The sequence below is a fragment of the Isoptericola sp. NPDC056618 genome, assembly GCF_042792715.1.
Lineage (GTDB): Bacteria > Actinomycetota > Actinomycetes > Actinomycetales > Cellulomonadaceae > Isoptericola > Isoptericola nanjingensis.
Genome location: NZ_JBHTVZ010000001.1, coordinates 263973 through 290661 on the forward strand (window position 1 = coordinate 263973; position 26689 = coordinate 290661).

Annotated in this window: 30 protein-coding genes; 14 read left to right on the forward strand and 16 right to left on the reverse strand. The window is 74.0% G+C overall.

All coding sequences use genetic code 11. From position 1 onward, the window contains the following. Positions 1-37: 37 nt before the first annotated feature. The 3 genes from glmS to ACFQ8T_RS01245 form a co-directional block, all read right to left on the reverse strand. Entirely contained in the window at positions 38-1876 is a 1839-nt protein-coding gene (gene glmS, locus ACFQ8T_RS01235; protein ID WP_430544751.1) for a glutamine--fructose-6-phosphate transaminase (isomerizing), read from the reverse strand. Between the two features lie 43 nt (positions 1877-1919). Then, entirely contained in the window at positions 1920-2180 is a 261-nt protein-coding gene (locus ACFQ8T_RS01240; protein WP_430544752.1) for a hypothetical protein, read from the reverse strand. A 91-nt stretch (positions 2181-2271) separates the two neighbouring features. Next, entirely contained in the window at positions 2272-2748 is a 477-nt protein-coding gene (locus ACFQ8T_RS01245) for a MarR family winged helix-turn-helix transcriptional regulator (RefSeq protein WP_430544753.1), read from the reverse strand. Between the two features lie 86 nt (positions 2749-2834). Between ACFQ8T_RS01245 and ACFQ8T_RS01250 the strand changes: the two genes are divergently transcribed. Then, positions 2835-4325 carry an MFS transporter gene (locus tag ACFQ8T_RS01250; protein WP_430544754.1) on the forward strand — a complete coding sequence of 497 codons (1491 nt, stop codon included), beginning with the start codon at positions 2835-2837 and terminating at the stop codon, positions 4323-4325. Between the two features lie 104 nt (positions 4326-4429). Here ACFQ8T_RS01250 and ACFQ8T_RS01255 read toward each other — a convergent pair whose 3' ends face one another. Continuing rightward, on the reverse strand, positions 4430-4783 hold the full coding sequence (locus tag ACFQ8T_RS01255) for a nuclear transport factor 2 family protein (RefSeq protein ID WP_430544755.1): 354 nt from the start codon (positions 4781-4783) through the stop codon (positions 4430-4432). Between the two features lie 115 nt (positions 4784-4898). Here ACFQ8T_RS01255 and ACFQ8T_RS01260 point away from each other — a divergent pair, with 115 nt between their 5' ends. Then, entirely contained in the window at positions 4899-5681 is a 783-nt protein-coding gene (locus ACFQ8T_RS01260; protein ID WP_430544756.1) for a helix-turn-helix domain-containing protein, read from the forward strand. Between the two features lie 40 nt (positions 5682-5721). Here ACFQ8T_RS01260 and ACFQ8T_RS01265 read toward each other — a convergent pair whose 3' ends face one another. Continuing rightward, positions 5722-6777, reverse strand: coding sequence for a YdcF family protein (locus ACFQ8T_RS01265; RefSeq protein WP_430544757.1), 1056 nt, complete (start codon positions 6775-6777; stop codon positions 5722-5724). A gap of 69 nt (positions 6778-6846) precedes the next feature. Here ACFQ8T_RS01265 and ACFQ8T_RS01270 point away from each other — a divergent pair, with 69 nt between their 5' ends. After that, the gene (locus tag ACFQ8T_RS01270) at positions 6847-7278 is read left to right on the forward strand and encodes a VOC family protein (protein ID WP_430544758.1); all 432 of its coding nucleotides are present in this window, start codon (positions 6847-6849) and stop codon (positions 7276-7278) included. On the opposite strand, the gene ACFQ8T_RS01275 is transcribed toward ACFQ8T_RS01270, so the two are convergent. Both ACFQ8T_RS01275 and ACFQ8T_RS01280 read right to left on the reverse strand, forming a co-directional pair. After that, a complete protein-coding gene (locus ACFQ8T_RS01275; RefSeq protein WP_430544759.1) occupies positions 7232-8449 on the reverse strand; it encodes an MFS transporter in 1218 nt (405 codons plus the stop codon). The genes ACFQ8T_RS01270 and ACFQ8T_RS01275 overlap by 47 nt on opposite strands. A 49-nt stretch (positions 8450-8498) precedes the next feature. Next, positions 8499-9110 (reverse strand): sugar O-acetyltransferase, encoded by a 612-nt coding sequence (locus ACFQ8T_RS01280; RefSeq protein ID WP_430544760.1) that lies wholly within the window; start codon positions 9108-9110, stop codon positions 8499-8501. Between the two features lie 93 nt (positions 9111-9203). Here ACFQ8T_RS01280 and ACFQ8T_RS01285 point away from each other — a divergent pair, with 93 nt between their 5' ends. Further along, complete coding sequence (locus ACFQ8T_RS01285) at positions 9204-10052, forward strand: alpha/beta hydrolase (protein WP_430544761.1); 849 nt, start codon at positions 9204-9206, stop codon at positions 10050-10052. Here ACFQ8T_RS01285 and ACFQ8T_RS01290 read toward each other — a convergent pair. Next, positions 9976-11223, reverse strand: a complete 1248-nt coding sequence (locus ACFQ8T_RS01290) for a low temperature requirement protein A (protein ID WP_430544762.1) — start codon at positions 11221-11223, stop codon at positions 9976-9978. The two genes, ACFQ8T_RS01285 and ACFQ8T_RS01290, sit on opposite strands and share 77 nt — an antisense overlap. A 57-nt stretch (positions 11224-11280) precedes the next feature. Here ACFQ8T_RS01290 and ACFQ8T_RS01295 point away from each other — a divergent pair, with 57 nt between their 5' ends. From ACFQ8T_RS01295 to ACFQ8T_RS01315, 5 genes are all read left to right on the forward strand, one after another. Continuing rightward, positions 11281-11946: a hypothetical protein gene (locus ACFQ8T_RS01295; protein ID WP_430544763.1), complete on the forward strand. Its 666-nt coding sequence runs from the start codon at positions 11281-11283 to the stop codon at positions 11944-11946. A gap of 82 nt (positions 11947-12028) precedes the next feature. Beyond that, the gene (locus tag ACFQ8T_RS01300) at positions 12029-12508 is read left to right on the forward strand and encodes a DUF2975 domain-containing protein (protein ID WP_430544764.1); all 480 of its coding nucleotides are present in this window, start codon (positions 12029-12031) and stop codon (positions 12506-12508) included. Further along, positions 12508-12744 carry a helix-turn-helix domain-containing protein gene (locus ACFQ8T_RS01305; protein WP_429762894.1) on the forward strand — a complete coding sequence of 79 codons (237 nt, stop codon included), beginning with the start codon at positions 12508-12510 and terminating at the stop codon, positions 12742-12744. Before ACFQ8T_RS01300 ends, ACFQ8T_RS01305 begins: the two co-directional genes overlap by 1 nt. Beyond that, the gene (locus ACFQ8T_RS01310) at positions 12734-13903 is read left to right on the forward strand and encodes an FAD-dependent oxidoreductase (RefSeq protein ID WP_430544765.1); all 1170 of its coding nucleotides are present in this window, start codon (positions 12734-12736) and stop codon (positions 13901-13903) included. Before ACFQ8T_RS01305 ends, ACFQ8T_RS01310 begins: the two co-directional genes overlap by 11 nt. Before the next feature lie 9 nt (positions 13904-13912). Further along, on the forward strand, positions 13913-14554 hold the full coding sequence (locus ACFQ8T_RS01315; protein ID WP_430544766.1) for a LysE family translocator: 642 nt from the start codon (positions 13913-13915) through the stop codon (positions 14552-14554). Positions 14555-14557: 3 nt separating this feature from the next. Here the strand turns inward: ACFQ8T_RS01315 and ACFQ8T_RS01320 are convergent, their stop codons facing one another. Continuing rightward, positions 14558-15577 (reverse strand): zinc-dependent alcohol dehydrogenase family protein, encoded by a 1020-nt coding sequence (locus ACFQ8T_RS01320; protein WP_430544767.1) that lies wholly within the window; start codon positions 15575-15577, stop codon positions 14558-14560. A gap of 34 nt (positions 15578-15611) precedes the next feature. Continuing rightward, a complete protein-coding gene (locus ACFQ8T_RS01325; RefSeq protein ID WP_430544768.1) occupies positions 15612-16829 on the reverse strand; it encodes a multidrug effflux MFS transporter in 1218 nt (405 codons plus the stop codon). A gap of 112 nt (positions 16830-16941) precedes the next feature. Between ACFQ8T_RS01325 and ACFQ8T_RS01330 the strand changes: the two genes are divergently transcribed. The 4 genes from ACFQ8T_RS01330 to ACFQ8T_RS01345 all read left to right on the forward strand — a co-directional run bounded on the left by ACFQ8T_RS01330 (position 16942) and on the right by ACFQ8T_RS01345 (position 20100). After that, on the forward strand, positions 16942-17829 hold the full coding sequence (locus ACFQ8T_RS01330) for a helix-turn-helix domain-containing protein (protein ID WP_430544769.1): 888 nt from the start codon (positions 16942-16944) through the stop codon (positions 17827-17829). A gap of 53 nt (positions 17830-17882) precedes the next feature. Further along, positions 17883-18581 carry a hypothetical protein gene (locus ACFQ8T_RS01335; RefSeq protein WP_430544770.1) on the forward strand — a complete coding sequence of 233 codons (699 nt, stop codon included), beginning with the start codon at positions 17883-17885 and terminating at the stop codon, positions 18579-18581. A gap of 62 nt (positions 18582-18643) precedes the next feature. Next, entirely contained in the window at positions 18644-19423 is a 780-nt protein-coding gene (locus ACFQ8T_RS01340; RefSeq protein ID WP_430544771.1) for a thioesterase family protein, read from the forward strand. Next, entirely contained in the window at positions 19420-20100 is a 681-nt protein-coding gene (locus ACFQ8T_RS01345; RefSeq protein ID WP_430544772.1) for a DUF6226 family protein, read from the forward strand. Before ACFQ8T_RS01340 ends, ACFQ8T_RS01345 begins: the two co-directional genes overlap by 4 nt. 86 nt (positions 20101-20186) lie before the next feature. Here ACFQ8T_RS01345 and ACFQ8T_RS01350 read toward each other — a convergent pair whose 3' ends face one another. The 3 genes from ACFQ8T_RS01350 to ACFQ8T_RS01360 are packed head-to-tail and all read right to left on the reverse strand — an operon-like array spanning position 20187 to position 22840. Then, positions 20187-20528, reverse strand: coding sequence for a DUF5808 domain-containing protein (locus ACFQ8T_RS01350; RefSeq protein ID WP_430544773.1), 342 nt, complete (start codon positions 20526-20528; stop codon positions 20187-20189). A 59-nt stretch (positions 20529-20587) separates the two neighbouring features. Further along, complete coding sequence (locus ACFQ8T_RS01355) at positions 20588-21805, reverse strand: MFS transporter (protein WP_430544774.1); 1218 nt, start codon at positions 21803-21805, stop codon at positions 20588-20590. 42 nt (positions 21806-21847) lie between these two features. Then, positions 21848-22840: a DUF5937 family protein gene (locus ACFQ8T_RS01360; RefSeq protein WP_430544775.1), complete on the reverse strand. Its 993-nt coding sequence runs from the start codon at positions 22838-22840 to the stop codon at positions 21848-21850. 41 nt (positions 22841-22881) lie between these two features. Here ACFQ8T_RS01360 and ACFQ8T_RS01365 point away from each other — a divergent pair, with 41 nt between their 5' ends. After that, complete coding sequence (locus ACFQ8T_RS01365; protein ID WP_430544776.1) at positions 22882-23307, forward strand: hypothetical protein; 426 nt, start codon at positions 22882-22884, stop codon at positions 23305-23307. Here the strand turns inward: ACFQ8T_RS01365 and ACFQ8T_RS01370 are convergent. From ACFQ8T_RS01370 to ACFQ8T_RS01380, 3 genes are read right to left on the reverse strand one after another with little or no spacing between them, the layout of a single operon-like run. Beyond that, positions 23288-24643, reverse strand: coding sequence for an ABC transporter substrate-binding protein (locus ACFQ8T_RS01370; protein ID WP_430544777.1), 1356 nt, complete (start codon positions 24641-24643; stop codon positions 23288-23290). The two genes, ACFQ8T_RS01365 and ACFQ8T_RS01370, sit on opposite strands and share 20 nt — an antisense overlap. Positions 24644-24654: 11 nt before the next feature. Further along, entirely contained in the window at positions 24655-25617 is a 963-nt protein-coding gene (locus tag ACFQ8T_RS01375) for a carbohydrate ABC transporter permease (RefSeq protein WP_430544778.1), read from the reverse strand. Between the two features lie 12 nt (positions 25618-25629). After that, a complete protein-coding gene (locus tag ACFQ8T_RS01380) occupies positions 25630-26544 on the reverse strand; it encodes a carbohydrate ABC transporter permease (protein ID WP_430544779.1) in 915 nt (304 codons plus the stop codon). Positions 26545-26689: the final 145 nt, after the last annotated feature.

Sequence of the window (26689 nt, forward strand, 5' to 3'; positions counted from 1 at the left end):
CCGCCGCGAGCAGCCGCACCACCCCCCGCCGCCGCGGTCACTCGACGGTGACGGACTTCGCCAGGTTGCGCGGCCGGTCCACGTCCTCGCCGAGGGCGACGGCCGCGTGGTAGCCGAGCAGCTGGGTGGGGATGGTCAGCAGGATCGGGTCGAGCTCCACCTCGTTGCGCGGCACCTCGATGCGCGCCGTCGCCGCGTCGCCGAGCTCGACGCCCGGGTGCGTGATCGCGACGACGGCGCCGCCGCGGGCGCGGATCTCCTGCGCGGCGGTGATGTTGCGCTCGAGCAGGTCGTCGGCGGGCATGATCGCGACCGTCGGCAGCTCCGGGCTGATGAGCGCGAGCGGCCCGTGCTTGAGCTCGCTCGTCGGGTACGCCTCGGCGTGCCGGTAGGTGATCTCCTTGAACTTCTGGGCGCCCTCGCGCGCCACCGGGTAGCCCCGCACGCGGCCGATGAAGAACAGGCTCGGCGCCTCGGAGAGCTCCTTCGCCGCGGCGGACAGGTCCTCCTCGTCGCCCAGGATCTGCGCGATCTGCCCGGGGATCGCCCGCAGGCCGGCGATGATGCGCTTGCCGTCCGCGAACGACAGGTCGCGCACGCGGCCCAGCGCCAGCGCGAGCAGCGCGAACCCGACGCCCATGTGCGTGAGCGCCTTGGTCGACGCGACCGCCACCTCGGGCCCGGCGTGCAGGTAGATGCCGCCGTCCACCTCACGGGCGATGGAGGACCCGACGGCGTTGACGAGCCCGACGACGGTGCCGCCCTTGCGCTGCACCTCGCGGACGGCGAAGAGGGTGTCGGCGGTCTCGCCGGACTGGCTGACCACGACGTACAGGGTACTGGGCTCGATGATCGGGTTGCGGTAGCGGAACTCGCTCGCGGGCTCGGCGTCGGCCGGGATGCGCGCCAGGTCCTCGATCATGGACGCCCCGAGCTGGCCCACGTAGTACGCGGAGCCGCAGCCGAGGATCTTCACGCGGGCGAACCGGCGCATCTCGCGCGGGTCCAGGTTGAGGCCGTCGAGCTTGGCGGTGCCGAACCGGTCGTCGAGACGGCCGGACAGCATCCGCTCCACCGTCTCCGGCTGCTCGTGGATCTCCTTGTGCATGAAGTGGGCGTGGCCGCCCAGCTCCAGCTCCTCGACGGTGAGGTCGATCGTGACGGCGTCGCGCGCCGTGTGCTCCTCGTCGTTGGTGAAGGTGCGGAACCCGTCGGCCGTCACGGAGGCGAAGTCGCCGTCGTCGAGCAGCACGACCTGGCTGGTGTGGCGCACGATCGCCGCGGCGTCCGAGGCCACGAACATCTCGCCGTCGCCGACGCCGAGCAGCAGCGGCGAGCCGTTGCGCGCGACGACGACGCGGTCCGGGTTCTGCACGTCGGTCACCGCGAGGGCGTAGGTGCCGTCGATCTGCGCGACGGCGGCGCGCACGGCGTCCTCGAAGCCCAGCCCGGCCGCGAGCTCGCGCGCCACGAGGTGGGCGATGACCTCGGTGTCCGTGTCGGAGGTGAGCTCGACGCCGTCGGCGGTGAGGCGCGAGCGCAGCGCGTGGAAGTTGTCGATGATGCCGTTGTGCACCACGTGCACGCGGCCGTCGAACGAGGTGTGCGGGTGGGCGTTGCGCTCGCTCGGCTCGCCGTGCGTCGCCCAGCGCGTGTGGCCGATGCCGACGGTGCCGGCGAGGCGCGCGGGCAGTGCGGCCTCGAGGTCGCGCACGCGGCCCTTGGCGCGCACGACGCGCGACGGGTGCGCGCTGGAGCGCGGGTTGAGCACGGCGATACCGGCCGAGTCGTAGCCGCGGTACTCCAGCCGCGTGAGGCCCTCGACGAGGACGGGTGCTGCCTGCTGGGGGCCGACGTAGCCGACGATTCCACACATGGGTCTGGGTGCTCCTAGCCGTAGATGTTCAGCCGTAGGTTCTTCAGCCGTAGATGGTGCGACGGACCTGGCGCTCGCTGAGCTCCGGTGCCGCGACCAGCCGGTCGCGGAGCTCGACGGCGATCTGCGCGTAGATCTCCTCGTTGCGGCGCCCGTAGGTGCGCAGCGACGCGTGCCGACGCCGGACGTACTCCTCCACCGGTTCGCGGTACCAGGCGAGGACGTCCTCGACGACGCGCTCCGCCTCGGCCGGGGAGAGCCCCGTGGAGGTCGCGATGCGGGCGACGAGATCGGCGTCGGTCACCGGGACATCATGCGCCCCGCGGCCCCGACATGCCAGATCCTGCCCGAAATCGGGCAGGATCTGGCATGGGGCCACGCAGGTTGCGAGCGCGTCACGCCTCCCGGACGGCGTCCCCGTAGGCGTCCGCGAACCGCTCCAGCTGGTCAAGGAAAGCACCCACGTCGGCGCCGAGCACGGCGAGACCGTCGGCGTAGGCGCCGAGCGCCTGGCCGGTCGCCTCCTCGAACCGGGCGAGCCCCTCCTCGGTCGGCTCGAGGAGGCGGGCCGAGCGGCCGGGCGCGGTGAACCGGCGCAGCAGCCCCGCCGCGAGCGCCCCGTTGACCTGACGGTTGACCGTGGACTGCTCGAGCCGCAGCGCCTCGGCGATCTCCCGCAGCGTGCGGGGCCGGCCGTCGGAGAGCAGCCACAGGAGGCGACCGTCGGCGGTGCCGAGCGGGCTGCGGTGCTCCGCGAGACGGCGGTGGAGGTCGAGCCGGAAGAGCAGGCCCGCGACCCGGCGGTCGTCGGTCAGCTCAGCGGGGTCGGACGACGAGGGCGACGGCGCGGACGACGGTGTCACGGTCGGCATCGGGATCCCTTCGGAGGGTTGACGCTGGTCGATATGCAGGTAGCATACACACGGTCTTATGTAAGTTACACATCCCGAGGTGTGCCGTGAGCTCTTCTCCGTCCCCCGTCCCCGACGCGCCGCCGCGCACCGACCGGCGGGCCATCGCCGTCGTCGTGGTCGTCTGCTTCAGCAGCCTCTGCGCGGCGCTCATGCAGTCGCTCGTCATCCCGATCCAGAGCGAGCTGCCCGAGCTGCTGTCGACGTCGGCCAGCACGGCGTCGTGGGTGGTCACGGCCACGCTGCTCGGCGGCGGCGTCGCGATGCCGGTGACCGGCCGGCTCGCCGACCTCTACGGCAAGAAGCCGGTGCTCGTCGTCTCGGCCGCCGTGCTGGTGGTCGGCTCGCTGGTCTGCGCCGTCTCCGGCTCCGTGGGCCCCGTGCTGGTCGGCCGGGTGCTGCAGGGCGTCGCGATGGGCTACATCCCCGTCGCGATCAGCATGGTCCGCGAGATCGCGCCGCCGCACCTGCGCAACACCGCCGTCGCGGGCGTCAGCGCCACGCTCGGCGTCGGCGGCGCGCTCGGCCTGCCGCTGGCCGCGTGGATCGCGCAGGACTTCGACTGGCACATGCTGTTCTGGGTCTCTGTCGTCCTCGCCGTCGTCATGACGGCCCTCACCGCGACGGTCGTGCCGCACGTGCGCGACGCCCACCCCGGCCGCCTCGACGTGGTCGGTGCGATCGGGCTGGCGATCGGCCTCGTCGGCGTCCTCGTCGGCGTCTCCAAGGGCAACGACTGGGGCTGGGGCGCCGCGAGCACCCTCGGCATGGTCGTGGGCGGCGTCGTCGTCCTGCTGCTGTGGGGCTGGTACGAGCTGCGCCACGACGACCCGCTGGTCGACCTGCGCACCACCGCCCGCCGTCCCGTGCTGCTCACCAACCTCGCCGCCGTCCTCATCGGGTTCGGCATGATGGCGCAGTCCATCGTCGTGCCGCAGCTCCTCGAGATGCCGGAGGCCACCGGCTACGGCCTGGGCCAGACGATCCTCGAGGCGGGCCTGTGGATGGCCCCGGCGGGCCTCATGATGATGCTCTTCACGCCGGTCTCGTCCCGGCTGCTCACCCGGCTCGGCGGCCGCAGCACCATGGCGATCGGCGCGGGCGTGCTCGCGCTCGGCTACGTCGTCGCCGTCTTCCTCATGGACGCGCCGTGGCAGCTCATGCTCGCCTCGTGCGTGGCGTCCGCGGGTGTCGGGATCGGGTACGCCGCGATGCCGACGCTCATCCTCACCAACGTGCCGGCCGCCGAGTCGGCCGCGAGCGTGGGGCTGAACAGCCTCATGCGCTCCATCGGCACCACCGTGGCGGGCGCCGTCATGGCGATCGTGCTCACGAGCCGGACCACGGTGCTGGCGCCGGGCACCCCGCCCATCCCCACCGGCGGCGCGTTCCAGCTCTGCTTCGTCATCGGCGCCGTCGCGGCGGCCGTCGGCGCGGCGATCGTGCTGTGCATCCCGCGGCAGCGCAGCGGGCAGGGGGAGGGTCGGCACCTGGCCGCCGTCCCCGACGCCGACGACGAGCCCGCCCTGGTGGGCTGAGCCACCTCGCACCGGGGACGCCGCCGGAGGCCGCTGCGCCAGGTTCGTGACGTGGCGGCCTCCGGTGACAGGCTTCGTCGACCTCGGGCACCGGTCGAGCGACGTCAGGCAGGAACCTTGTCGAGGAAGCCGCGGACGTCGCGGATGCGCTGGTCCGCGTCGACCACGAGCACGTCGAAGCCGATCACGACGGGCTCCTCGCCGGCCGGTCCGAGGCCCCACTGGAAGCGGACCTGCTGATGGTGAGCATCGATGTCGCCGACGGGGGTGAAGACGAACCCGGGGAACTGAGCCTGGACGGCCTGGATGGTCGTCTCGACCGCTTCGCGGCCCTGTGCCTCGGCGAGCGGGTCGACGTAGGCGCAGTCCTCGGCCCAGTGGCTGGTGAGGAGCTCGGCGCGGGCCGACCTGTCGGTGGCGTTCCAGGTGTCGAGGTAGCGGGTCACGATCTCGTTCATGGCGTCTTCCCTTCTCGAATGACGGTGCACCCGAAGACTCGCCGCTCGTCGGACGTCCGGTCGATGACCTCCGAGGTCATGGTGGCCCTCGACGGGTGCTGCCTACGCTCCTCCCATGACCTCGACGGTGATGGCTCCAACGGTCGGCACCGAGCTGCGCCGCTGGCGTGAGCTGCGATCCTTGAGCCAGCTCGCGCTCGCCAACCAGGCGGAGGTGAGCACCCGGCACGTGAGCTTCATCGAGAACGGACGGTCCCGGCCGACCCCGGAGATGATCGTCCGGCTGGCCGAGGTGATGCAGGTACCCCTGGGCGAGCAGAACCGACTTCTGCTCGCGGGGGGCTTTGCTCCCCGGTACCCGCACCGTGCCACCGACGACGAGGCGCTCGCGCCGGTGATGGCCGGGTTGCAGTCCTTGCTGGACGCGCACGCGCCGTACCCGGCGCTGCTCCTCGACGACCGTTGGGACGTGGTCGATGCCAATCGACCCGTCGATGCGCTGGTCGCCGGCTGCGACCCGAGGCTGCTCGAGCCTCCGCTGAACGTGATCCGACTCTGTCTGCATCCGCAGGGACTCGCGCCACGCATCCGCAACCTGCCCACCTGGCGGAAGCACCTGCTTCACCAGCTCGAGCAACGCATCGCCCGCACCGGGGGCGACAAGGACCTGGTCGCGCTCCGAGAAGACGTCGTCGGCTACCCCTGCGACGGTGAGCCCCCCACCCGGCCGTCGGTCGACCCGGTGGTCCCGCTGGAGATCGAGGCGGGCGGGGAGGTGCTCCGGATGTTCAGCGTGGCCAGCCAGATCGAGAGCGCCTCCGACGTCACCCTCCACGGTCTCCACCTCGAGACGTTCCTGCCTGCCGACGACCGCACCCGCCGGCTCCTGAACCCCTGACGCCCGCCGCGCGCCGCACCACCCCTCGGGGAGACGGGCGCTAGATCCCGGCGACCGCCACCACGGTCACCAGGAGCACCACGAGGGCGATGCCCGCCGCCGCCACGACGTGCACCGCGGGGCGGCGGCGCAGCACCGCGACGAACTCGCGCAGGTAGGCGCTGGGGAAGAAGTAGCCCGCCGTCGGCGCCCCCACCGCGTGCACGTCGAGGCCGAGGTCCATCGCCTCCATGGCGGCGCGCGGCGCGTGGTAGTTGTTCGTCGCGAGGAGGTACGGGCCCTCCGTGCCGTGCTCGCGCAGGACGGCGACGCCGAGGGTGAGGTTCTCGCGGGTGGTGCGCGCCCGGTCCTCGACGAGCACGCGGTCGGCGGGGACGCCGCGGTCGACGAGCCACTCCCCCATCGCGACACCCTCGGGGCGGTCCTCGTCCGCGCCCTGCCCGCCGGACGGGACGATCGGCACCGGGACGCCGGCGGACCCCAGGCGGTCCGCGGCGTCCCGACCCGCCGTGAGGCGCGCCGCGAGCAGCGGCGGCACCCGTCCGCCCACCACCTTGGACCCCAGCACGATGACGCCGTGCGCGGGGACCCGTGCCGCGTACCGGCGGTACAGCAGCGTCTGGGTCACGAAGCCCAGGAAGACGAACCCCAGCCACGCCGTGCCCATCGCCAGCCCGACGACCAGCCCCACGGCCCACGGCGCCCGCAGCAGCACGGGGGCGGCGACCACGAACGGCGCGGCCAGCATGGCCACCCCGACCAGCAGCGACAGGAGGTTGCCGAGGCTGCGGCGCTCGCGGCGCACCATCGTCAGCCCGTTGACCACCAGGAAGACCGGCAGCACGAGGAGCCCCAGGCCGAGCACGCCGAACAGGAGGAAGGAGATCAGCCCCATGGCGGTCGTGCCGCCGGGCACCAGCGCCACGAGCTGACCCAGCAGGCCCACCCCGGTGTAGACGACGGCGAGGGCGAGGAACCCGTTGCGCAGGCGGCGGCGGTCCACCCGCAGCGAGTGCACCAGCCAGAGCACCCACAGGCCGCAGATCACCGCCGACCCGACGACGGACCAGACGGTGGCGTTGACCTCGGCACTCACGCCCGCAGGATAGGGGGACGCGGGCGAAAATGCCGGGACCGTGGGGCGCCGTCGTGGTCGGATGCGGGGATGACCTCACGCATCTCGCACACGACGTTCGACTGCCGCGACGCCTACGCCCAGTCCGAGTGGTGGAAGCAGGTGCTCGGCTACGTCGACGTGCCGGGCGACCCCAACCTGCCGGGCCACGAGGAGTGCATGATCGTGCCGCCCGCCGGCCACGCCGCGCCCGCCGAGAGCCACGGGCGCCTGCTGTTCATCGAGGTGCCGGAGCCCAAGACGGTGAAGAACCGCGGGCACCTCGACCTGCGGCCGACCGACCGCACGCAGGCCGAGGAGGTGGAGCGCCTGCTCGCGCTCGGTGCCACCCAGGTGGCCGACCTCCGTCGCCCGGACGGCCAGGGCGGCTGGGTGGTGCTCGCCGACCCGGAGGGCAACGAATTCTGCATCCTGCTCAGCGAGGCCGAGCGGGCTGCGGTGCTGGCCGCTCAGGAAGGCTGACCGGCCGGGGCGCCGCCGCGCGGGCCGCGAAGACCGCCACGACGAGCAGCACGACGACGGCGAGCATCGCGAGCCGCAGCCCCAGGTGCTCGCCGAGGAAGCCGAGCAGCGGCGGGCCCACCAGGAACGCGAGGTACCCGCTCGTGGCGACGGCGCTCACCCGCTCGGCGCCGCGCTCCGGGTCGTCGCCCGCCGCGGAGATCGCGACCGGGAACCCGAGCGACGCGCCCAGGCCCCACAGCGCCACCGCGACGCCCGCCATCACCGGGCTCGGGGCGAACACGACGGCGAGGATGCCGGCGATGGCGCACACCGCGCTCACGGACAGCACCGCGGCGCGGCCGAACCGCTCGACCACCGGCCCGCCCGCGAACCGGCCCACCGTCATCGCCGCGGCGAACCCCGCGTAGACCAGCGAGCCGTGCGTGGCCGACATCCCGTGGCCGTCGACCATGAGCAGGGGCAGCCAGTCGTTCGCGGCGCCCTCGGCGAACGCCATCGCGAGCACGACGACGCCGATGAGCACCAGGCGCCCGTCGCGCCACACGTTGGGCCGGCGCTCGCCCGGGGCGTCGGCCCCCCGCGCCTCCCGGGCCTCCTGGCGGCCGGTGCCCGCCGGGATCCCCGGCAACGCCCACGCCACGAGCGCGGCCATCACGGCCGCCATCGCCAGCAGGTGCCACACCACGGGGAAGTCGAGCGCCGTGAGCGCGATGCCCGCGAGGGCGCCGACGACGGTGCCGAGGCTGAAGCTGCCGTGCAGCGCGGGCAGCACAGGCCGCCCCGAGTCCACCTCGAGCGCCGCGCCCTCGATGTTGAGCCCGATCTCGCCGAGCCCGCCGCCGAGCCCGACGAGCAGCAGGCCGGCGAACGCGCCCGCCGCGAGGCCGGCGGCCGCGGCCGAGCCGATGACCGCGACGCCCACCACCACGAGCAGGGAACCGACCAGGATGACGGGGCGGGCGCCCCGGCGGCGGACGATCGGCCCCGCCGACAGCACGCCCGTCATCGAGCCGACGGACAGGCCGAAGAGGACCAGCCCCATCCCTGCGGTCGACGCGCCGAGCGCGTCCCGGACGTCGGGCGTGCGGGTGATCCACGACGACATGCCGAGCCCCACGAGCAGCGTCAGCGAGAACAGCGACAGGCGACGGCGGAGCGGGGCGGGCATGCGGATGATCGTATCCGCGATCCTCGTATCGATTCGACCGTGCCCGCGCTCAGGCATCCGTCCGCCCGTCGTCGTCCTCCGCGATGCTGCGCACCACGCGCGCGGGGTTGCCCACGGCGACGACGTTCGCAGGGACGTCCCGCGTGACGACGGAGCCGGCGCCGACCACGGAGTTGTCGCCGATCGTGACGCCGGGGCAGACGATGACGCCGCCGCCCAGCCAGACGTTGTCGCCGAGCGTGATCGGCTTCGCGGCCTCGAGCTTGTCGCGACGCGGCGTCGGCTCGACCGGGTGGGTCGGCGTGAGGAGCTGCACGTTCGGGCCGATCTGGCAGTCCGCGCCGATGACGATCGGCGCCACGTCCAGCGCGGTGAGGTGGTAGTTGACGAACGTGCGCGGGCCGACGTGCAGGTTCTCGCCGTAGTCGACGTACAGCGGCGGCCGGATCACCGCGCCCTCGCCCAGCGTGCCGAGCAGCTCCTCGAGCACCGGGCGCGCGCCCGCCGGGTCGTGCGGCGCCGTGCGCGCGTACTCGTCCTGCAGCCGCGCGGCCCGCAGGGCGCGGCGCTCGATCTCCGGGTCGTCCGCGACGTACAGGTCGCCCGCGAGCATCCGCTCGTGGTTCGTGCGCGGGTCGCCGGCGAAGTGGTCCTTGGTCATGGCGACGAGCGTACCGGTGATGTGTACGATCGTACGCATCGGGCGCGGATGTCCCTGTCTCGCGGGCCGCGCCCGCTCCGCTAGGTTCGGCGCATGTCTCCCACGTTCGTGCTGGTCCACGGCGCTTTCGCCAACTCGTTCTCCTTCGCGCCGCTGCAGGCGGAGCTCGCGCTGCGCGGCCTCCGTTCGCTCGCCGTCGACCTCCCGGGCCACGGGTTCGGGGCGACCTTCCCCGCCGCCTACCAGGCGCCGCAGGACCTGGCCGGGCTCGCGACGGCGCCCGGGGCGATCCAGGGCGTGACCCTCGCGGACAACGCGGCGCACGTGATCGAGGTGCTGGAGCGGGTGCGGCACCACGGGCCGGTGGTCCTGGTCGCGCACAGCCGCGGCGGCGCCACCGTCACCGCGGTGGCGAACGCGCGGCCCGACCTCGTCGACCGCCTCGTGTACGTGGCGGCATGGGCGCCGGTGGACCTCGACGCGGCCGCCTACAACGCCGAGCCGGAGATGGCGTCGGTGGACGCCGCCGCCCTCGCCGGGGCGCTCGCCGCGAGCCCGGCCGACGTCGGCCTGCTGCGCTGCAACTTCCGCACCGCCGACCCGGAGGTGCTCGCGAGCCTCAAGGCCCTGTTCCTCGCCGACGGCACCGACGACGAGTTCCGCACCTTCCTCAACACCTTCCAGCCCGACGAGAACCTCGACGCCGGCACCCCGGACGACCGGGCGCAGGCCGCGACCTGGGGCAGCGTGCCGCGCACCTTCGTGCGGCTCACCCACGACGCGAGCATGCCGCTCGCCATGCAGGACCGGCTGATCCGCGAGGGCGACGCGCTGACCCCCGACAACCCGTACGACGTGCGCGACCTCAGCTCGAGCCACCTGGGATGGCTGGTGCACCCGGCCCCGGCCGCCGACCTGCTCGCGGAGGTCGCGTCGCGCTGAGCGGCGGGTGCAGCACCAGCACCACGACGACCGCCACCATGATCACGGCGGTGAGGGTGACGGGCACCGGGATCACCGGGTCGCACAGCACCAGCAGCGCGCCCACCGGGACCACCGTGTTGACGACGCGGTCGGCGTTGTCGCGGATCGCGAGCCACCAGACGCCCAGCACGAACACGGCGATGGGGATCGTGACCGTGAACGACGCCCCGACGTCGGACAGCGCGGTGTGCCCGGTGAGCGCGTCGATCTCCACCTCGATGCCGGCGGAGAACGCGCCCGCGGCGGCGAAGACGAAGTAGTGCACGTAGCCGTAGCGCAGCGACCGCGACAGCCGGGCGTCCTGCCCCAGCGCGCGGTGGTGCGGCGGCCAGAAGTAGATCCACCACAGCGCGGCCGTCACGACGACGGTCAGCACGGCGATCGAGATCAGGGACCCGAGGTCCTGCTCGTCGTGCAGCGCCTCGATGATCGCGTTGGACGACGCGAGCAGGCTCTCGCCGAGCAGGATCAGGGTGAACAGGCCGTACCGCTCCGTGATGTGGTGCGGGTGCCAGGGGGTGCGGCCGCGGCGCTCGGCGACCACCGGGACGGCCAGCTCCGCCGCGGCGAGCACGACCCACGCCGCGCCCTGCCAGCCCGGGGGCAGCGCGAGGAACGCCAGCCAGCAGACCTGGACGACGGCGATGCCCGCGGCGTAGGCGCGCGTCGCGGCGCGGGCGGGGCCGTCCGTGCCTGAGGCGCGCAGCCACTGCGCGATCATCGCCACGCGCATGAGGACGTACCCGGCGACGACGACGGTGAAGTCGCCGTCGACGAACACCCCCTCGATCCCCGCGGCGAGCACGAGCACGCCCGACATCTGCACGATCGTCAGCACCCGGTAGAGCCAGTCGTCCGTGTCGAACGACGTGGCGAACCAGGTGAAGTTCATCCACGCCCACCAGATCGCGAAGAACACCATCCCGTACGACAGCAGCCCGCTCCCGACGTGCCCCTCGGTGAGGGCGTGGTGCAGCTGCACCGACGCGACGCTCACCGCGACCACGAACACCAGGTCGAAGAACAGCTCCAGCGGGCTCGCGGTGCGGCCCGGCTCCTGCGGGTCGCGGGCGGCCATGCGTACCAGGCGGGACCGCGGCGGCGTCTCGGGCGTGCTCACGCGAGCCATCGTGCACCCGTCGTGCCCGACGGGCCACGGGTCGGCGGCCCGGCTACGCTGCCCGGGATGTTCTCGGACCGCAGACGTCGGCGCGCCGCGCGACGGATCAGGCCCGGTGACGGGCACGCCCTGCAGCGCTTCCGATGGTGGCAGCCGCTGTCGCGGGCCCTCTTCCACCTGGACCTCGTGGGCGACGGCGGCGTGCCCGAGCGCTGGTCGGTCGACGTGCGGCTCTGGGGCGACTCCGACGACGGCGACGTGCGGGCCCGGCTCTACCGCGACGGGCTGCACGCCGCGACGTCGAGGCTCCCCGCCGAGCTCCCGGTCACCGGCGGCGTCGTCCAGGTGGCCACCAGCAGCTACGGGCTCCGCCGCTGCCACTACGTGACGCCCGACGGCCGCGAGCGTCAGCTCGAGCCCGACCCCGCCTCCGCCGAGGGGCGCCGCGCCCGCCTGGAGCGCGACCGCCCCGGCCTGAGCCGCGGGATCGGCGCGGTCGCGTGGGTCGTCCTCGCGGTCGCGCTGGTGCTCGGCGTCCCGCAGATCGTCGAGCAGATCTCGCAGGTCCCGCCCGTCGCCGAGCGGTTCGGCACGTTCACCTCGCCGGTCCGGTTGCCCGCGGGCCTCAACGTCGCGCTCCTGGTCGCGACGATCCTGGCGAGCACCGAGCGCGCGCTGCGCCTGCGCTACCACTGGCTGCTCGACGGGGGGCTGTTCGAGGGCGACGACTGACCGCGGGGAGATCCTGCGAAGACGCTGCAAAGCGATCGATACCTATTGACTTTCGATAGGTCGTGACGGCACTCTCGTCGCCATGTCCCGCACCCAGCGCCTCGTCGGACCGCTCCGCGGCCTGCTCATCGCGGTCTTCGCCGCCCTCGTCGCCACCCAGGTCGCCGTGCTGCCCGCCGCCTTCGCACGGATGGCCGACGAGTCCCCCGACCTCGCTCCCCTGCGCTGGCCGCTCCTCGTGCTCGCCGTCGTCGGCATTGCCTGCGTCGAGGCGGTCATCGTGTGCACGTGGCGGCTGCTGACGATGGTGCGCGACGACCGGATCTTCTCCGACCACGCGATGGTCTGGGTCAACGGCATCGTGGCGGCCGTGGCCGGGGCGTGGCTGCTCGTGCTGGTGGCGTTCGCGCTGCTCGTCGCCGCGGAAGGGCTGGCCGGGCTGGCCGCGCTGCTGCTCGGGGTGCTGCTCGTGGGCGCCGCCGTGGGGCTGCTGATGGTGGTGCTGCGCGCGCTCCTGCGCCAGGCCACGGAGCTGCGCACCGACCTCGACGGGGTGATCTGATGCCGATCGTCGTCCGCCTCGACGTGGAGCTCGCCCGGCGCAAGCTGAGCGTCGGCGAGTTCGCCGAGCGCGTGGGGCTCACGCCCGCCAACGTCGCCGTCCTCAAGAACGGGCGGGCCAAGGCCGTCCGCTTCGCCACCCTCGAGGCCATGTGCCGCGTGCTCGGCTGCCAGCCGGGCGACCTGCTGGAGTGGGTCGACGACGAGCCCGACGGGGGTGCGCACGATGCGGGCTGACGTGCTCGTGGTCGGGGCGGGGCTGGCCGGGCTGTGGACGGCGACGGAGCTCGCGCGGCACGGGCACGACGTCGCCCTCGCGGACCGGCGCTCCCGCCTCGACACCACCGTGCGCACCACCGGCATCTTCGTGCGCCGCACGCTGGAGGACTTCGACCTGCCGCCCGAGCACCTCGGCCCACCGGTCCGGCGGATGGTGCTCTACCCGCCGTCGCACCGGGACCCGGTCACCCTCGACAGCAGGCACGACGAGTTCCGCGTGGGCGACATGGCCGCGCTGTACCTGGAGCTGGCCGCGCGGGCCGCCGTCGCGGGCGTGCGCGTCGAGCTCGGCACCCGGTACCTCGGCTCGCGCGGCGACGTGCACCTCCTGCACGGCCCGGGCGGACCCGTCGAGGCGCGCGCGACGTTCGTCGTCGGGGCCGACGGCGCCCGCTCCGCCGTCGCGCGCGAGCTGGGCCTCGACCGCAACCGCGAGCTGCTGGTCGGCGCCGAGGAGGTCTTCGAGGTGCCGCCGCGCGGCAGCCGGCCGGACACCGTCCCGGCCTTCCACTGCGTGCTCGACCCGCGCCTCGCGCCCGGCTACCTCGCCTGGGTGCTCGACGACGGGCAGCACGCGCACGTGGGCGTCGCCGGGTACCCCGACCGGTACCCGCACGGCCTGCGCGACGCGCTGCGGCGCTTCGCCGCCACGGCGCCCGGCCTCGCGGGCGTGCCCGTGCCCGACGCCGTCGAGCGACGCGCCGGACCGATCCCCGTGGGCGGGCTGCTGCGCCGCATCGCGGGGCCGCGCGGCCTGCTCGTGGGGGACGCCGCGGGCGCCGTCTCGCCGCTCACCGCGGGCGGGCTCGACCCGTGCCTGCGACTGTCCGCGCACGCGGCCGACGTCCTCGACCGCGCCCTGCGCACCGGCGACCGGCGCGAGCTCGCGCGGTACGACGGCGCCGCGCTGCGCGCCCGGTTCCGGGGGCGCCTCGCCCTGCGCCGCGGCCTGTCGCTGGTGCGCACGCCCGCCGTCGCCGCCGCCGGCGTCGCCGCGCTGCGCACGCCGCCCGGTCGTGCCGCCGCCCGGCGCATCGTCTTCGGGCACGGGTCGTTCCCCGACCCCTCGTCAGCGAGCCGGAAGATCGTCCTCGCCGCGCCGGGCGCACGGGGCTAGATTGCGGGGATGCCGCCCGTCGACTCGCTCGTCGCCTTCGCCCTCGCCTCGGTCGTGCTCATCGCGATCCCGGGGCCGAGCGTGCTGTTCGTGATCGGCCGGTCGCTGTCGCTCGGGCGACGCGGCGGGCTGCTGAGCGTGCTGGGCAACGAGCTGGGCGCGCTCGTCCCGGTCGCCCTCGTGGCGCTGGGCGTGGGCACGCTCGTGGCGCAGTCCATCGCGCTGTTCACGACCCTCAAGCTGCTCGGCGCCGCCTACCTCGCCTACCTCGGCGTCCAGGCCGTCCGGCACCGGCGCGAGGGCACCGACGTGGGGACGGACCCGCGGGCGCGGGCCGCGTCGTCGTGGACGGTGCTGCGGCAGGGGTTCGTCGTCGGGGCGACCAACCCCAAGACGATCGTGTTCTTCGTCGCCGCGCTCCCCCAGTTCGTCGACTTCCACGCCGGGGCGGTGCCCCTCCAGATGCTGGTGCTGGGGCTGGAGTTCACGCTGATCGCGCTGGTGCTCGACGGCACCTGGGCGGTCCTCGCCGGCACGGCCCGCGCATGGTTCGCCCGGTCGCCGCGGCGCCTGGCGGCGATCCGCGGCACCGGCGGCGGGATGATGGTGGGCCTCGCCGGCGTGCTGGCCCTCACGCCGGCGAAGTCCTGACCGTCACACGGTGAGCAGCACCTTGGTGGCGCGCCGCTCGTCCATGGCCGCGTAGCCCTCGGCCGCCTTCTCGAGCGGCAGCGTGAGGTCGAAGACCTGGCCCGGGTCGATCTCCCGGTCCCAGACGAGCCGGACGAGCTCCGGCAGGAAGCGCCGCACGGGGGCCGGGCCGCCGTGCAGGTGGATGCCGGCCATGAACATGTCGTCGCCGGGCAGGGCGACGTCGTGGGAGACGCCCACGAAGCCCATGTGGCCGCCCGGGCGGGTCGAGTGCACGGCCTGCATCATCGACTCCTGCGTGCCGACGGCCTCGATCACGGAGTGCGCGCCGAACCCGCCGGTCAGCTCCTTGATGCGGGCCACGCCCGCGTCCCCGCGCTCCTCGACGATGTCGGTGGCGCCGAACCGGCGGGCCAGCGCCTGGCGGTCGGCGTGCCGGGACATCGCGATGACGCGCTCGGCGCCGAGCTGCTTCGCGGCGAGGACGCCGAGCAGCCCGACCGCGCCGTCGCCCACGACGGCGACCGTCTTGCCGGGGCCGGCCTCGGCGGCCACGGCCGCGAACCAGCCGGTGCCCAGGACGTCGGAGGCGGCGAGCAGCGACGGCACGAGGTCGTCGTCGGGCATGCCGGGCGTCGCGACGAGCGTGCCGTCCGCCAGGGGGATGCGCGCCCGCTCCGACTGGGTGCCGAGGGTGCCCATGAGCACACGGTGCACGCAGTAGGCCTGGTAGCCGGACTCGCAGATCTCGCAGGTGTTGTCCGACGCCCAGAAGGAGCCGACGACGAAGTCGCCGACCTTGACGGTCCGGACGTCGGCGCCGATCTCCTCGACGACGCCGACGTACTCGTGGCCCATGACGGCGTCGTGGACGTCCTCGACGCCGCGGTAGGGCCAGAGGTCGGACCCGCAGATGCAGGTGGCGGTGACGCGGATGATCGCGTCGGTGGGCTGGATGATCCGGGGGTCCTCGCGCTCGATGACGCGCACGTTGCCGGGGGCGTGCAGGACGACTCCACGCATGGTGGTGCTCCGTTCTCTCGGTGTCTCGGGTGGTTCAGGAGTGGACGGGGTCCGCGTCGAGGTCGACACGGAGGACGGTGGGCCGGCCGGCGCGGCTGCGCGCGGCGAGCACGCGGAAGGCGACGGCGGCGAGCGCGACGGCCGCGACGGTGACCAGCCCCAGGGGCAGGATCGTCGCGGCGCCGGCGAGCCCGACCAGCGGGGCGGCCACGCCGCCGAAGCCGAAGCGGACCATGCCGAGCAGGGACGACGCCGTGCCCGCGAGCCGCGGGTAGCCGGCGAGGGCGAGCGTCGTCGCGGGCGGGGAGGTCGTGGCCACGCCGCTCGCGAGGGCCAGCAGCGACACGACGACGACCCACAGCGGCGTCGTCGTCAGGCCCGACACCAGCAGCCCGAGCGCGCCGAGGCCCGCGAGGCCGGTGCCGACGGCGAGGGTGCCGGGCACGCTCCAGCGCTCGGCCGCCCGGCCCGCGAGGAACCCGCAGGCCATGAAGCCGGCGGAGTTGAGGCCGAACGCGAGCGCGTACCCCTGCGGCGACAGGCCGTAGAGGCCCTGCAGCACGAACGTCGCGCCGGACAGGTACGCGAACAGCGCCGCGTACACGAAGCCCTGGTGCAGGATCGCGCCGACGAAGACCCGGTCGGACAGCAGCACGCGGAAGTCGCGGCCCGTCTGGGCGAAGCCGCCGGCGGTGCGCTGCTCGGCGAGCAGCGTCTCCGGGAAGGCGACGAGCGCCGCGACGAGGATGGCCGCGCCCGCGGCCGCGAGGAAGACGAAGAGCCCGCGCCAGTCGGTGACCCTGCTCAGCTGCCCGCCGAGCAGCGGTCCGACGATCGCCGCGAGCCCGCCGACCACGGTGAGGCGGCCGTAGAAGCGGATCAGGGCGCCGCCGTCGTAGACGTCGCGGCCCGCGGCCTGCGCGATGACGATGCCCACGCCGCCCGCGAGGCCCTGCACGAGGCGGGCGCCGACCAGCAGCTCCACGGTGGGGCTGACCGCGCACAGCGCCGACGTCACGACGTACGCGACGACGCCGACCAGCAGGACGCCGCGCCGCCCGTACCGGTCGGACAGCGGGCCCGCGACCAGCTGCCCGAGGGCGAGGCCCACGAGGCAGGCGGTCACCGTGAGCTGGGCGACCGACGTCGCCGCCCCGAGGTCCGCGGTGAGCGCGGGCAGCGCGGGGAGGTACAGGTCCATCGAGATCGGGCCGAAGACCGTGAAGAGGAGCAGCAGGGCGGGAGCGGGCATGGCGCCCAGCGTCCGTCCCCCGCCCGCCCGGCGGGAGTCCCTGACGAACCGTGTACCGGCAGTACACCCTTCACGGCCGCCGCGGCGCGGCGGCCGTGCCTAGCCTGGCGGCATGGACAACCGAGCCGAGGTGCGCGAGTTCCTCATGTCGCGCCGCGCCAAGGTCACCCCCGACGAGGCCGGGCTGCCCGGGGGCTCGAACCGCCGGGTGCCCGGCCTGCGGCGCAGCGAGGTGGCGATGCTGGCCGGGGTGAGCGTCGAGTACTACGCGAAGCTCGAGCGCGGCGCGATCGCGGGTGCGAGCGCGTCGGTGCTCGACGCCGTGTCGCGGGCCCTGAACCTGGACGACGCCGAGCGGGCGCACCTCCTCGACCTCGCGCGGGCGGCCGACGGCATCCCGACGTCGGGGCGCTCGCGCGGCCGTGCCACCCGGCCGGCGGACCCTCGCCCGAGCCTGCAGTGGGCGCTGGAGGCGATCACCGACGGCGTCGCGTTCGTCCGCGACCCGCGGCAGAACCTGCTCGCGACCAACGCCCTGGGCCGCGCGTTCTACGCCCCCGTCATCGGCGACGGCGGTCGCACGCCCAACCTCGCGCGCTTCCAGTTCCTCGACCCGGCGGCCCGCGACTTCTACCCTGACTGGGACCTGTTCGCGCAGATGTGCGTGGGCGTGATGCGCGCGGAGGCCGGCCGGAACCCCCACGACAAGGCCTTCCAGGACCTGGTGGGCGAGCTGTCGACCCGCAGCGAGACCTTCCGCACGCTCTGGGCCGCGCACGACGTCCGCATCCACGGCACCGGCACCAAGCGCTTCCGCCACCCCGTGGTCGGCGAGATGACCCTCGCGTTCGAGGAGCTCGCCATCACCGCCGAGCCCGGCCACGTGCTGCTCGTGTACACCGCGGAGCCCGGGTCGCCTTCCGCCGAGCGGCTGCGGCTGCTGGCGTCGTGGGGCGCCGGCGAGGACGCCCGGGGCGTGGCGGCGGGCCGGGCGGGCTGAGTTCACCCGGCCCCGGCGGTGGGGACGGCGACGGCGCGGGATACCGTCCCGCCATGCGGATGAACGCCGTCTGGGCGCCGGCGATGGAACCCGTGCGGGGGCGTGCGCTGGCCCCCGTCGCATGGACGCTGGCCTGGACGAACGCTCCCGGCCGGGCCCGCAGGGTCGGGGCCATGGTCACGTGGCCGCTGTGGGTGACGATCGTCGTGGTCCTCGACGGGTTCGTGCACCACGACGGCAGGGTCGTCGTTCGCCTGACGCGCCGGAACGCGTGGCCGTCGGTCGGGATGTTCGCCCGCGGGGTGGGGGTCGCGATCGTCGTCGGCGCCGTGCTCGGCACGGCCGCGGGCCAGGCGTCGTTCGCGCCGACCGTCGCATCCGTCGGCGTCGCCGTGGTGATCCTCGGCTGGTTCGCCGCGGCAGTCCTGCTCCTCGCGTTCGCCGCGGCCCGCACCTGGACCGCCGTGGCCCGCGCCCAGCGCACCGCCCTGAGGACGGCGTCGCGGGAGCAGCGTCGCGCCGACGTCGCGCGGTTCCGCGCGGCGGACTGGACGGTCGACTCCGTCGCGTCGCGTGGGCGCGTCGGCGCGCTCGCGCTCATCACCCGCCACGTCGGCGAGGTCGTCGCTCCGCACGAGACCGTGGGGACCGTCGCCGCCACGACCCGGCACGCCGCGGTCTACCGGCGCTTCGGCCTGGAGCCGCTGCCCAGCCGTCCCCTGCTGCTCGTGGGGACGGCGCCCGCGCGCTGAGGCGGACCCTGTCGCGGCGGCCTGGCAGGATGGCCGGCACTCCCCACGAAGGACGGACACCCATGGCCTACTTCCGCCGCACCGGCGCGACGACGTTTCAGCCGACCGAGCACGTCGGCGGCGCCTGGAAGACCGACGAGCAGCACGTGGCTCCCACGCTCGGGCTGCTCACCCACCTGGTGGAGATGGACCGGGAGAAGCGGGGTCGCGACGACCTGGCCGCCACCCGGCTGACGTTCGACATCTGGGGGCCGTACCGCCTGGAGGAGATGACCGCCGACGTGCGCGTGCTGCGGCCCGGTCGCGGCGTCGAGCTGGTCGAGGCGTCGGTGGCCTGCGCCGGTCGCACCGTGGTGACCCTGCGCGCGTGGCTCGCCGCCGTGGGCGACACGACGGCGCTCGCGGGCGGCGAACCCGCGCCGCTGCCCGGGCCCGACGCCACCCCCGCGTGGGACCCGGCGGCGGACTGGCCGGGCGGGTTCGTCGACTCGATCGAGGTGCGGCGCGGCCTGGCCGGGCCGGGTCGCGGGCACGTCTGGGTACGCACCGGGCACGCGCTCGTCGAGGACGAGGACGTGAGCGCGCTCGCCCGCACCGTCGGGCTGTTCGACCTCGCGAACGGGATGACGGTGCGTGCCGACCCCCGCCGCGTCGCCTTCCCCAACCTCGACCTCTCGGCGCACCTGCACCGCGCGCCCGAGGGCGGGTGGCTGGGCCTCGACACGAGCGTCGTCTTCGGCGCGACCGGCGCCGGCCTCACGTCCAGCGTGCTGCACGACGAGCGCGGCGCGTTCGGCGCGCTCGCGCAGGGGCTCGTGGTCCGCGCCTTCGACGCGTCGTGAGCCCCGACGTCCTGCGGGCCCGGGTGGCGGACGCCTACGACCGCCTCGGCCTGCCGTCCTGGGCGCCGCCCCGGGTCGAGGGCGTGGAGCCGCGCGACGAGGAGTACTCGCGGGTCTCCGACCTGCACAAGTACCGGGTGGTGCACGGTCGCGCCCACGCGTGGACCGAGGTGCTCGGCGCGCTGCCGGGCGTCGTCGTCGAGCGCCTCGGCCCCGTCACCACGGAGCGGCACGAGTTCGCGCGCGGCGTGCGCATCGTCTCCCCCGTGCCGGGCACGCTGCCGCTCGTGCTGCTGGAGCAGGACGCCGGCTCCACGGAGCACGGGGAGGCACCGGACTTCCTCCACCTCGCTGTCCAGGACCCCGACCACCGGATCGACCACGGCGTCCCCGACTGCGGCTGCGACGCCTGCGACGTCGGGTCGGCGGGCCTCCTGGAGACGATCGACGACGGCGTCCTCAGCATCGTCGCCGGCCCGTTCGTCCTGCTGGTGGGCAAGGGCTGGAAGGCCACCTGGTACCCCGACGGCGGCAGCATGGAGGGGGACACGAGAGCGCCGTCGGACTTCAGCACCGTGATGCGAGCGTGCCGCTCGCTCGCCGACGGCGGCGCCCCTCGTCTCCCCCGATCGTCCACCGCGCTCGTCGGCCGGTCGTGGCTGGACGCCCCGGCCTGACGGGCCGACGCGTCACGGCAGCGCGTCCACCGGGCGGGCGGTACGGCGCGTCGTGGGACGACGTCGGCGACTGGTGACCGCGGGCGTCAGGCCGGGCTGTCCTCGCGGGCGCCGTCGACCCTGCGGCGCACGAGCTCGACGATGCGCCCGACGTTGACCGTCCAGCCCACGCCGAAGACGTGCGGGCTCAGCAGGTGCGCGCCCTCCGGGTCCCAGACGCGCTCGCGGAGGCGCTCGACGGTCGGGACGCGGAACTCGTAGGGGACGAACCCGGCGACCGTGCCGTGCCAGGTGCGGTCCTCCTTGTCCTTCTGGAGCTCCTTGGTGACGGCCGCGACGACCAGACCGACCATGATCAGCTGGAACAGCCCCGGCCCCCGCTTCCGGCCGCGGCCCGCCTTGTGCTGGATCTCCTGCTTCGTGCCCATCTCGGCCTCCGCTCGTCGGGTGTCGGTGTCCTCACCCATCGTGCACCAGGTGGCCGTCGTCAGCGCGAGGGTCGGGTGAGCACCACGGCGACGGCGGCCACGACGCACACCACCGCGGTGGTGAGCAGCCCCACGGAGAACGACGTCCCCGCGGCGATGAACCCGACGACGAGCGAGCCGAGCCCGGTGCCGGCGTCGAACCCGATGTTCCACACGGCGCTGGCGGTGCTGTGCTGCCGCGCGGGCACGGCCGCGAACGCGGCGACCAGGGTGAGGTTCTGCAGGCTGCCGTAGGAGACGCCGACCATGGTCATCCCCAGCACGAGGAGCACCGGCCGGGGGCCGCCGTGGGCGATCGCCCCCGCGCACACCGCCAGCCCGGCGGCGCAGAACGCGAGCAGCGGCGCGAGGAAGACCCGCGGGCCGAACCGGTCGGCGAGGCCGCCCACGCCCCAGCGGGACAGCGCCGTCGCGGCCGTGAAGCCGAGCAGCCCCGCCACCGCCGCGCCCGCTCCCCCGGCGAACTGCGGTGCGAACGTCAGCAGCGCGCCGCCGGGCGTCGTCACCGCGAGCAGCACGAGCGACGGCATGACCAGCGCGAGCAGGACGCGACCGCGCCCGGGTCCGCCGTCGTCGACGGGCTCGCCGGCGCGCACGGCGTCGGCGTCCGCCTCGGCGGCACGGTCGTCGACGGCGTCGAGGCACCGGCCGAGCAGGACGGCGAACGGCACCGCGAGCACGGGCAGCGCGCCGAGCGCGAAGACCACGCGGAAGTCGAGCGTCTCGGCGATCCACGCGGCGCTGGGGACCAGCACCAGCTGCGGGAAGGCGATCGACAGCCCGTACAGCCCGATCGCGCGGCCGTGCCGCGGCCCGTCCACCAGGGCGGCCACGGCGCTCGACCCGCACACGGTCAGCACGGCGAACCCCGTGCCGCGCACCGCCGAGAGCCCGAGCAACCACCCGAGCTGGTCCGTGGCCATGAACAGCAACGACGGCGCGCCGAGCAGCACCACGCCCGCCGTCATCGTGAGCCGCCAGCCCACCCGGCGCAGCAGCCACGGCACCGTGGTCTGCGTGAGCACGGTGGCGAGCATGAGCACCGCGTTGACGAGCCCGGCGCCGCCCTCGCTCGCGCCGCCGTGCACCGCCCACAGCGGCGCCGCCGGCAGCAGCAGCGCGTACCCCGAGAAGCCCAGCGCCGACATCGCCAGCAGCGGCCGGAACCCCGGCACGCGCGCGACGGACGACGAGGGCTGAGGGGCAGGACGACGCATCGGGCGAACCTATCGCGCGGTCCACGCCCCGCCGCCGGGCGATCAGCCCCCGACCAGCGCCTCCCCCAGCGGCGTGCGCTCGTGCAGGACGCGCGGGCCGTCGCGGCGCGAGTCGACCAGCCGCGCGGCGCGCAGCAGCCCCAGGTGGTGCGACGCCGTCGACACGGCGAGCCCGCCCGCGGCGGCGACCTCGCTCGTGGACAGCGGGCCGCGCAGCGCGAGCAGGACGCCCGCCCGGCCCGCCCCGAGCAGGTCCGCGAGCGCCCCGGACGTGTCGGGGGCGTCGTCGGACCACCGCTCGGAGATCCCGAGCGCCGGGTAGAAGAGGGTCGGCTGCGCGGGCGGCTCGGTGACCACCGAGCAGCGCGGCGCCATCACCGACGGCACCAGCACCAGGCCGCTGCCCGCGCAGTCGAGCACCTCGCCGTGGAGCCGCAACCGCACGCGGACGGCGTCGGGCGCCCAGGTCACGGCCTCGTGCAGGGTCTCGACCATCGTGCCCAGACCGTGCGTCGTGACACGCCGGGAGCGGGCGCCGATGTCCGCGCGCAGGATCCGCTCGAGCTGCGGCCACGACGGCGCGAGCACGGCGTCCCACACCTGCCGCCAGGCGTCGACGGCGAGGCCGCGGGCGTGCGCCGGGTCGTCGGCGAGGGCCTGCAGCAGCCGCCGCTCCGCGCCGTCGGTGCGGTCGACGCGCTTGAGCAGGTCGACCCGCAGCGGGTCGAGGTCGGCCTCGCGCAGGCGTTCGAGCTCCTCGTCGGGACCGAGGTCCCAGCCGGGCGTGGAGGTGAGGAAGTCAGGCAGGTACCCGTCGGCGCCGACCAGCAGGGTCAGCAGCGCGAGGGGGCGCGCCGGGGCGCGGCCCCGCGTCGCGCGGAGCCACCCCCACTGCAGCGGGTGGTACGCCGGCTGGGCCAGCACGCGCACCGCGTGCGCCAGCTCGTGGCCGGGCGAGACGCCGAACCGGATCGCCGAGACGTCGTCGGGCGCGAGGCGGAACTCCACGACGTTCCTGCGCGGGCGGCTGTCCACGGCCACACCGTAGCGTCGGTGCACCGTGGTGGGATGGCCCGGTGGTCATCAGGTTCCAGTCTCCGGCCCCCGGCAGGCGCGGCGTCCACACGGGCGTGTTCGGTCTCACGAACGCGCTGGGCCGTGGCGGCCTCCTCACCCCGGAGGAGCACGCCGTCTGGCGCTCCGGCAACGACTGGTACGACGCGGCCTACACGAACCCCACCGACGTCGACCCGTCGGTCTACGACGTCGACGTCAACCCGCGCGCGACGGCGTGGTTCAAGGAGACGGCCCATCACCTCCTCGAGCGGGTCCCGCCGTACCTGGCGATCCTGCACGCGCACGGGGTCGACTGCGTCCGCGTCGACGCCGCCGACCCCGGGCGCGTGATCTACGAGGACGCGGAGCAGGTCGTCGTCGTGCCCCACGACCCTGCCGCGACGACGTCGTACCACCCGGGCGGCCTCATCTCAGCAGCCCGTTGATCCGGTCGTTCACCTCCGTGAGCGTGGAGGCGTCCCGGTCGCCGATGTAGATCTCGTCCATCATCGGCGTCATGAGGGCGTCGATCGCGCCGAACTCCTCGGTCACGGGGAAGAAGAGGGTCTGCTTCTTCTCCACCATGTCCGTGAAGACGGAGGCGTCCAGGCCCCGGTCGCGGAAGGCCTCGACCGCCGCCTCCGTGCCCGCCGGACGCGCCGGGAAGACCACGCCGGCCTCGCCCACGATGCGCTGGCAGTCGTCCGACCCGAGGAACTCGACCCACCGGGCCGCCTCCTCAGGGTCCGGGGACTGCGCGCTGATCGAGTCCGCGAGGCCGTTGTACATCGACACCGGGTGCCCGACGGGTCCGCTGGGCGGGGGAGCGATCCCCAGGTCCACGCCCTCCAGGTTGGCGTAGGTGCCGAGCATCCAGGAACCGTTCGCCGAGAGCGCCGCGCGGCCCGAGCCGAGGGCCTGCTGCGGGTTCGGCTCGGTGCCGACCTCCTCGTACGGGGCCATGTAGCCCTTGTCGACGAGGCCGAAGAGCCAGTCCAAGGTGTCCTGCACCCGCGGGTCGTCGAAGTGGTACTCCGTGCCCCACACGTCCTTGTCGGTGAACGTCCAGCCGGTCGTGCCCGCCAGCCAGGACCACGTCGTCTGCCCGGACATGCCGCCCGAGCCGTTCGAGGCCAGGCCGTAGACGGCCACGTTCTCGGGGTCGAAGCCCTCCTCGTCGCCGCGGACGCCGTTCTCGTCCACGGTGAGGTGCGCGATCACCTCCTCGAAGCTGCCGCCGTCGTCCGGGTTCCAGTCCAGGTCCGCGAGGTCCTCGGGGGTCAGGCCGGCGTCGGTGACCACGCTCGTGTCGTAGAACAGCGCGACGGTGTCGAAGTCCTTGGGCATGCCGTACTGGCTGCCCTCCTGGCCCACCCACAGGTCCGCCAGGCCCTCCTGGAACCCGCCGTAGTCGACGTCGGCCGTCGCGTCGAGGTCGTTCAGGTCCAGCAGCAGGCCCCGCTGCGCGAAGCCGGGGTACTGGGTGAGGTGGTCGGTGAACACGTCCGGCCCGGCGCCCGCGACGAACCCGGCCGTGAGCTTGCGCCAGTAGTCGCCCCAGCCGTACTGGCTGACCCGCACCTGGAGGTCCGGGTTCTGCCGCTCGAACTCGTCGGCGCAGCGCTGGTAGGCGGGCAGCTGGTTCGCGTCCCAGAGCCAGTAGTCCAGGACGACGGAGTCGTCCGCCGCCGCGGTGCCCGGCCCGGCGCAGCCCGCCAGGGCGAGGGTGCCGGCGGCCACGGCCGCGGCGAGGGTCGCTGTCGTACGACGTACGTGGTGCATGGTCCGCCTCCTCACTTGATCCCGCTGAAGCCGATGGAGTTGACGATCCGCCTCGCGAAGACGACGAACAGCAGGATCATCGGCAGCGCGGCCACCAGGGTCGCGGCCATCAGCCCCGCCCAGTCCGGCCCCGTCTGCGGCGTCTGGGCGTTGAAGTTCCCCAGCGCCACGGTGAGCACCCGCGAGTCGTCGGTGTACGAGACCATCAACGGCCAGAAGTAGTCGTTCCACGACCCGATGTACGTGAGGATCGAGATCGTCGCGATCGGCCCCACGGACATCGGGATGATGATCGCGAAGAACACCCGGACCTTGCTGGCGCCGTCGATCAGCGCGGCCTCCTCCACCTCGGTGGAGACGTTCATGAAGAACTGCCGCAGGAAGAAGATCGCGAACGGCGTCATGAACAGCCCGGGCAGCATGATGCCGAGCAGCGTGTCGATCAGCCCCAGCTCCCGGACCAGCACGAAGTTCGGCAGCAGCGTGAAGATCACCGGCACCATCAGCGACAGCAGGAAGACGCCGAACACGGCGTTGCGCCACCGCCAGCGCAGCCGCGAGAACGCGTACGCGGCCATCGCGGAGAAGAACACCTGGCAGGCGGTGACGACCGTCGCCACCACCACGGAGTTGCGCAGGTAGAGCCAGAAGTCGATGGAGGCTCCGGAGCCGCCCTGGGCGATGGCCTCCTCGGTGGACTGCAGCCCGAAGACGCGCTCGAACCCGCCCCAGCTGAAGTCCACCGGGAGCAAGGACGTCGAGTTGGCGTACAGGGCCCCGTTGCTCGACAGCGCGGTGCGCAGCATCCAGTAGAAGGGGAACAGCGTGACGAGCAGGACGAGGATCATCACCGCCCAGGCCAGGACGCGGCCGGGGCTGAGCCGCCGCCGGCGACGACGCGGCGGCGCGGGGCGGTCCGCGTCGGACGCGGAGACGGTCGGGGGTGCGGCAGGTGCCGTCGTGGTCTCGATCATGGTCGCCGCCTCCTAGTTCAGGTCCGTCTGGCCGGCCCGCGTCATGCGGTACTGGAAGAAGGTGACGACCACCAGGATCAGCAGCATCGCCACGCTCAGCGCGGAGGCGTAGCCGAAGTCGAACTGCCCGAACGCCTTGTCGTAGATGTAGAGCTGCAGCACGCGGCTGGCGTCCACCGGGCCGCCGTTCGTGGTGACGGCGACGGTGTCGAACACCTGGAACGAGCCGATCACCGAGATGATCAGCACGAGCCCGAGGATGGGACGCAGCAGCGGCAGCGTGATGCCGAAGAATGTGCGCACCTCCGACGCGCCGTCGACCCGCGCCGCCTCGTACGTGGTGGGCGGGATGGCCTGCAGGCCCGCGAAGATCAGCAGCGCCGTGTAGCCCATGTGCCGCCAGACGTTCACCACCGCGATGGTGGGGATGGCCCAGGCCTCGGAGGTGAAGAACCCGATCCGCTCCAGGCCGACCCACTCCAGCAGCTGGTTCCCGATCCCCAGCTGGAAGTCGAGGATCCACAGGAACACGAGGGCGGCGACCACGTTGGACACGAGGTACGGGGCGAGCACCAGCGAGCGCAGCAGCGTGGAGCGGCTGAGCCGCTGCATCAGCACGGCGATCACCAGGGCCACGACCGTCTGCAGCCCGATGTTGATGACCACGTAGAGCAGCGTCACGCGGACGGCGTTCCAGAACACCGGGTCCGCGACCATCTCGCGGTAGTTGTCGAGGCCCACGAACTCGGCCGGGCTGAGCAGGTCCCACGACGTGAAGCTCAGCCAGATGCCGCGGACCAGCGGCCAGAAGTAGAAGGCCAGCAGGCCGATGCTGGCGGGCAGGATGAAGAGCAGGGCGAGCCGGGTGTCGTCCCGGCGGCCCGACCGTCGGACGGTCGGTGGGGGTGGCGCGGACGGTGCAGCCATCAGGTTCCTCCTTGCGTCGTTGCAAGCAGTGCTCGGACAGTGCGGTGCGGTGCGGCCCCGGGGGGGTGCAACAGCCCCGCCCCGCGGGGGGTGGGCAGGGGTGGGCGCGGCCGCCCCCCCATAACCGGGTAGGCAGGCGCGCGCC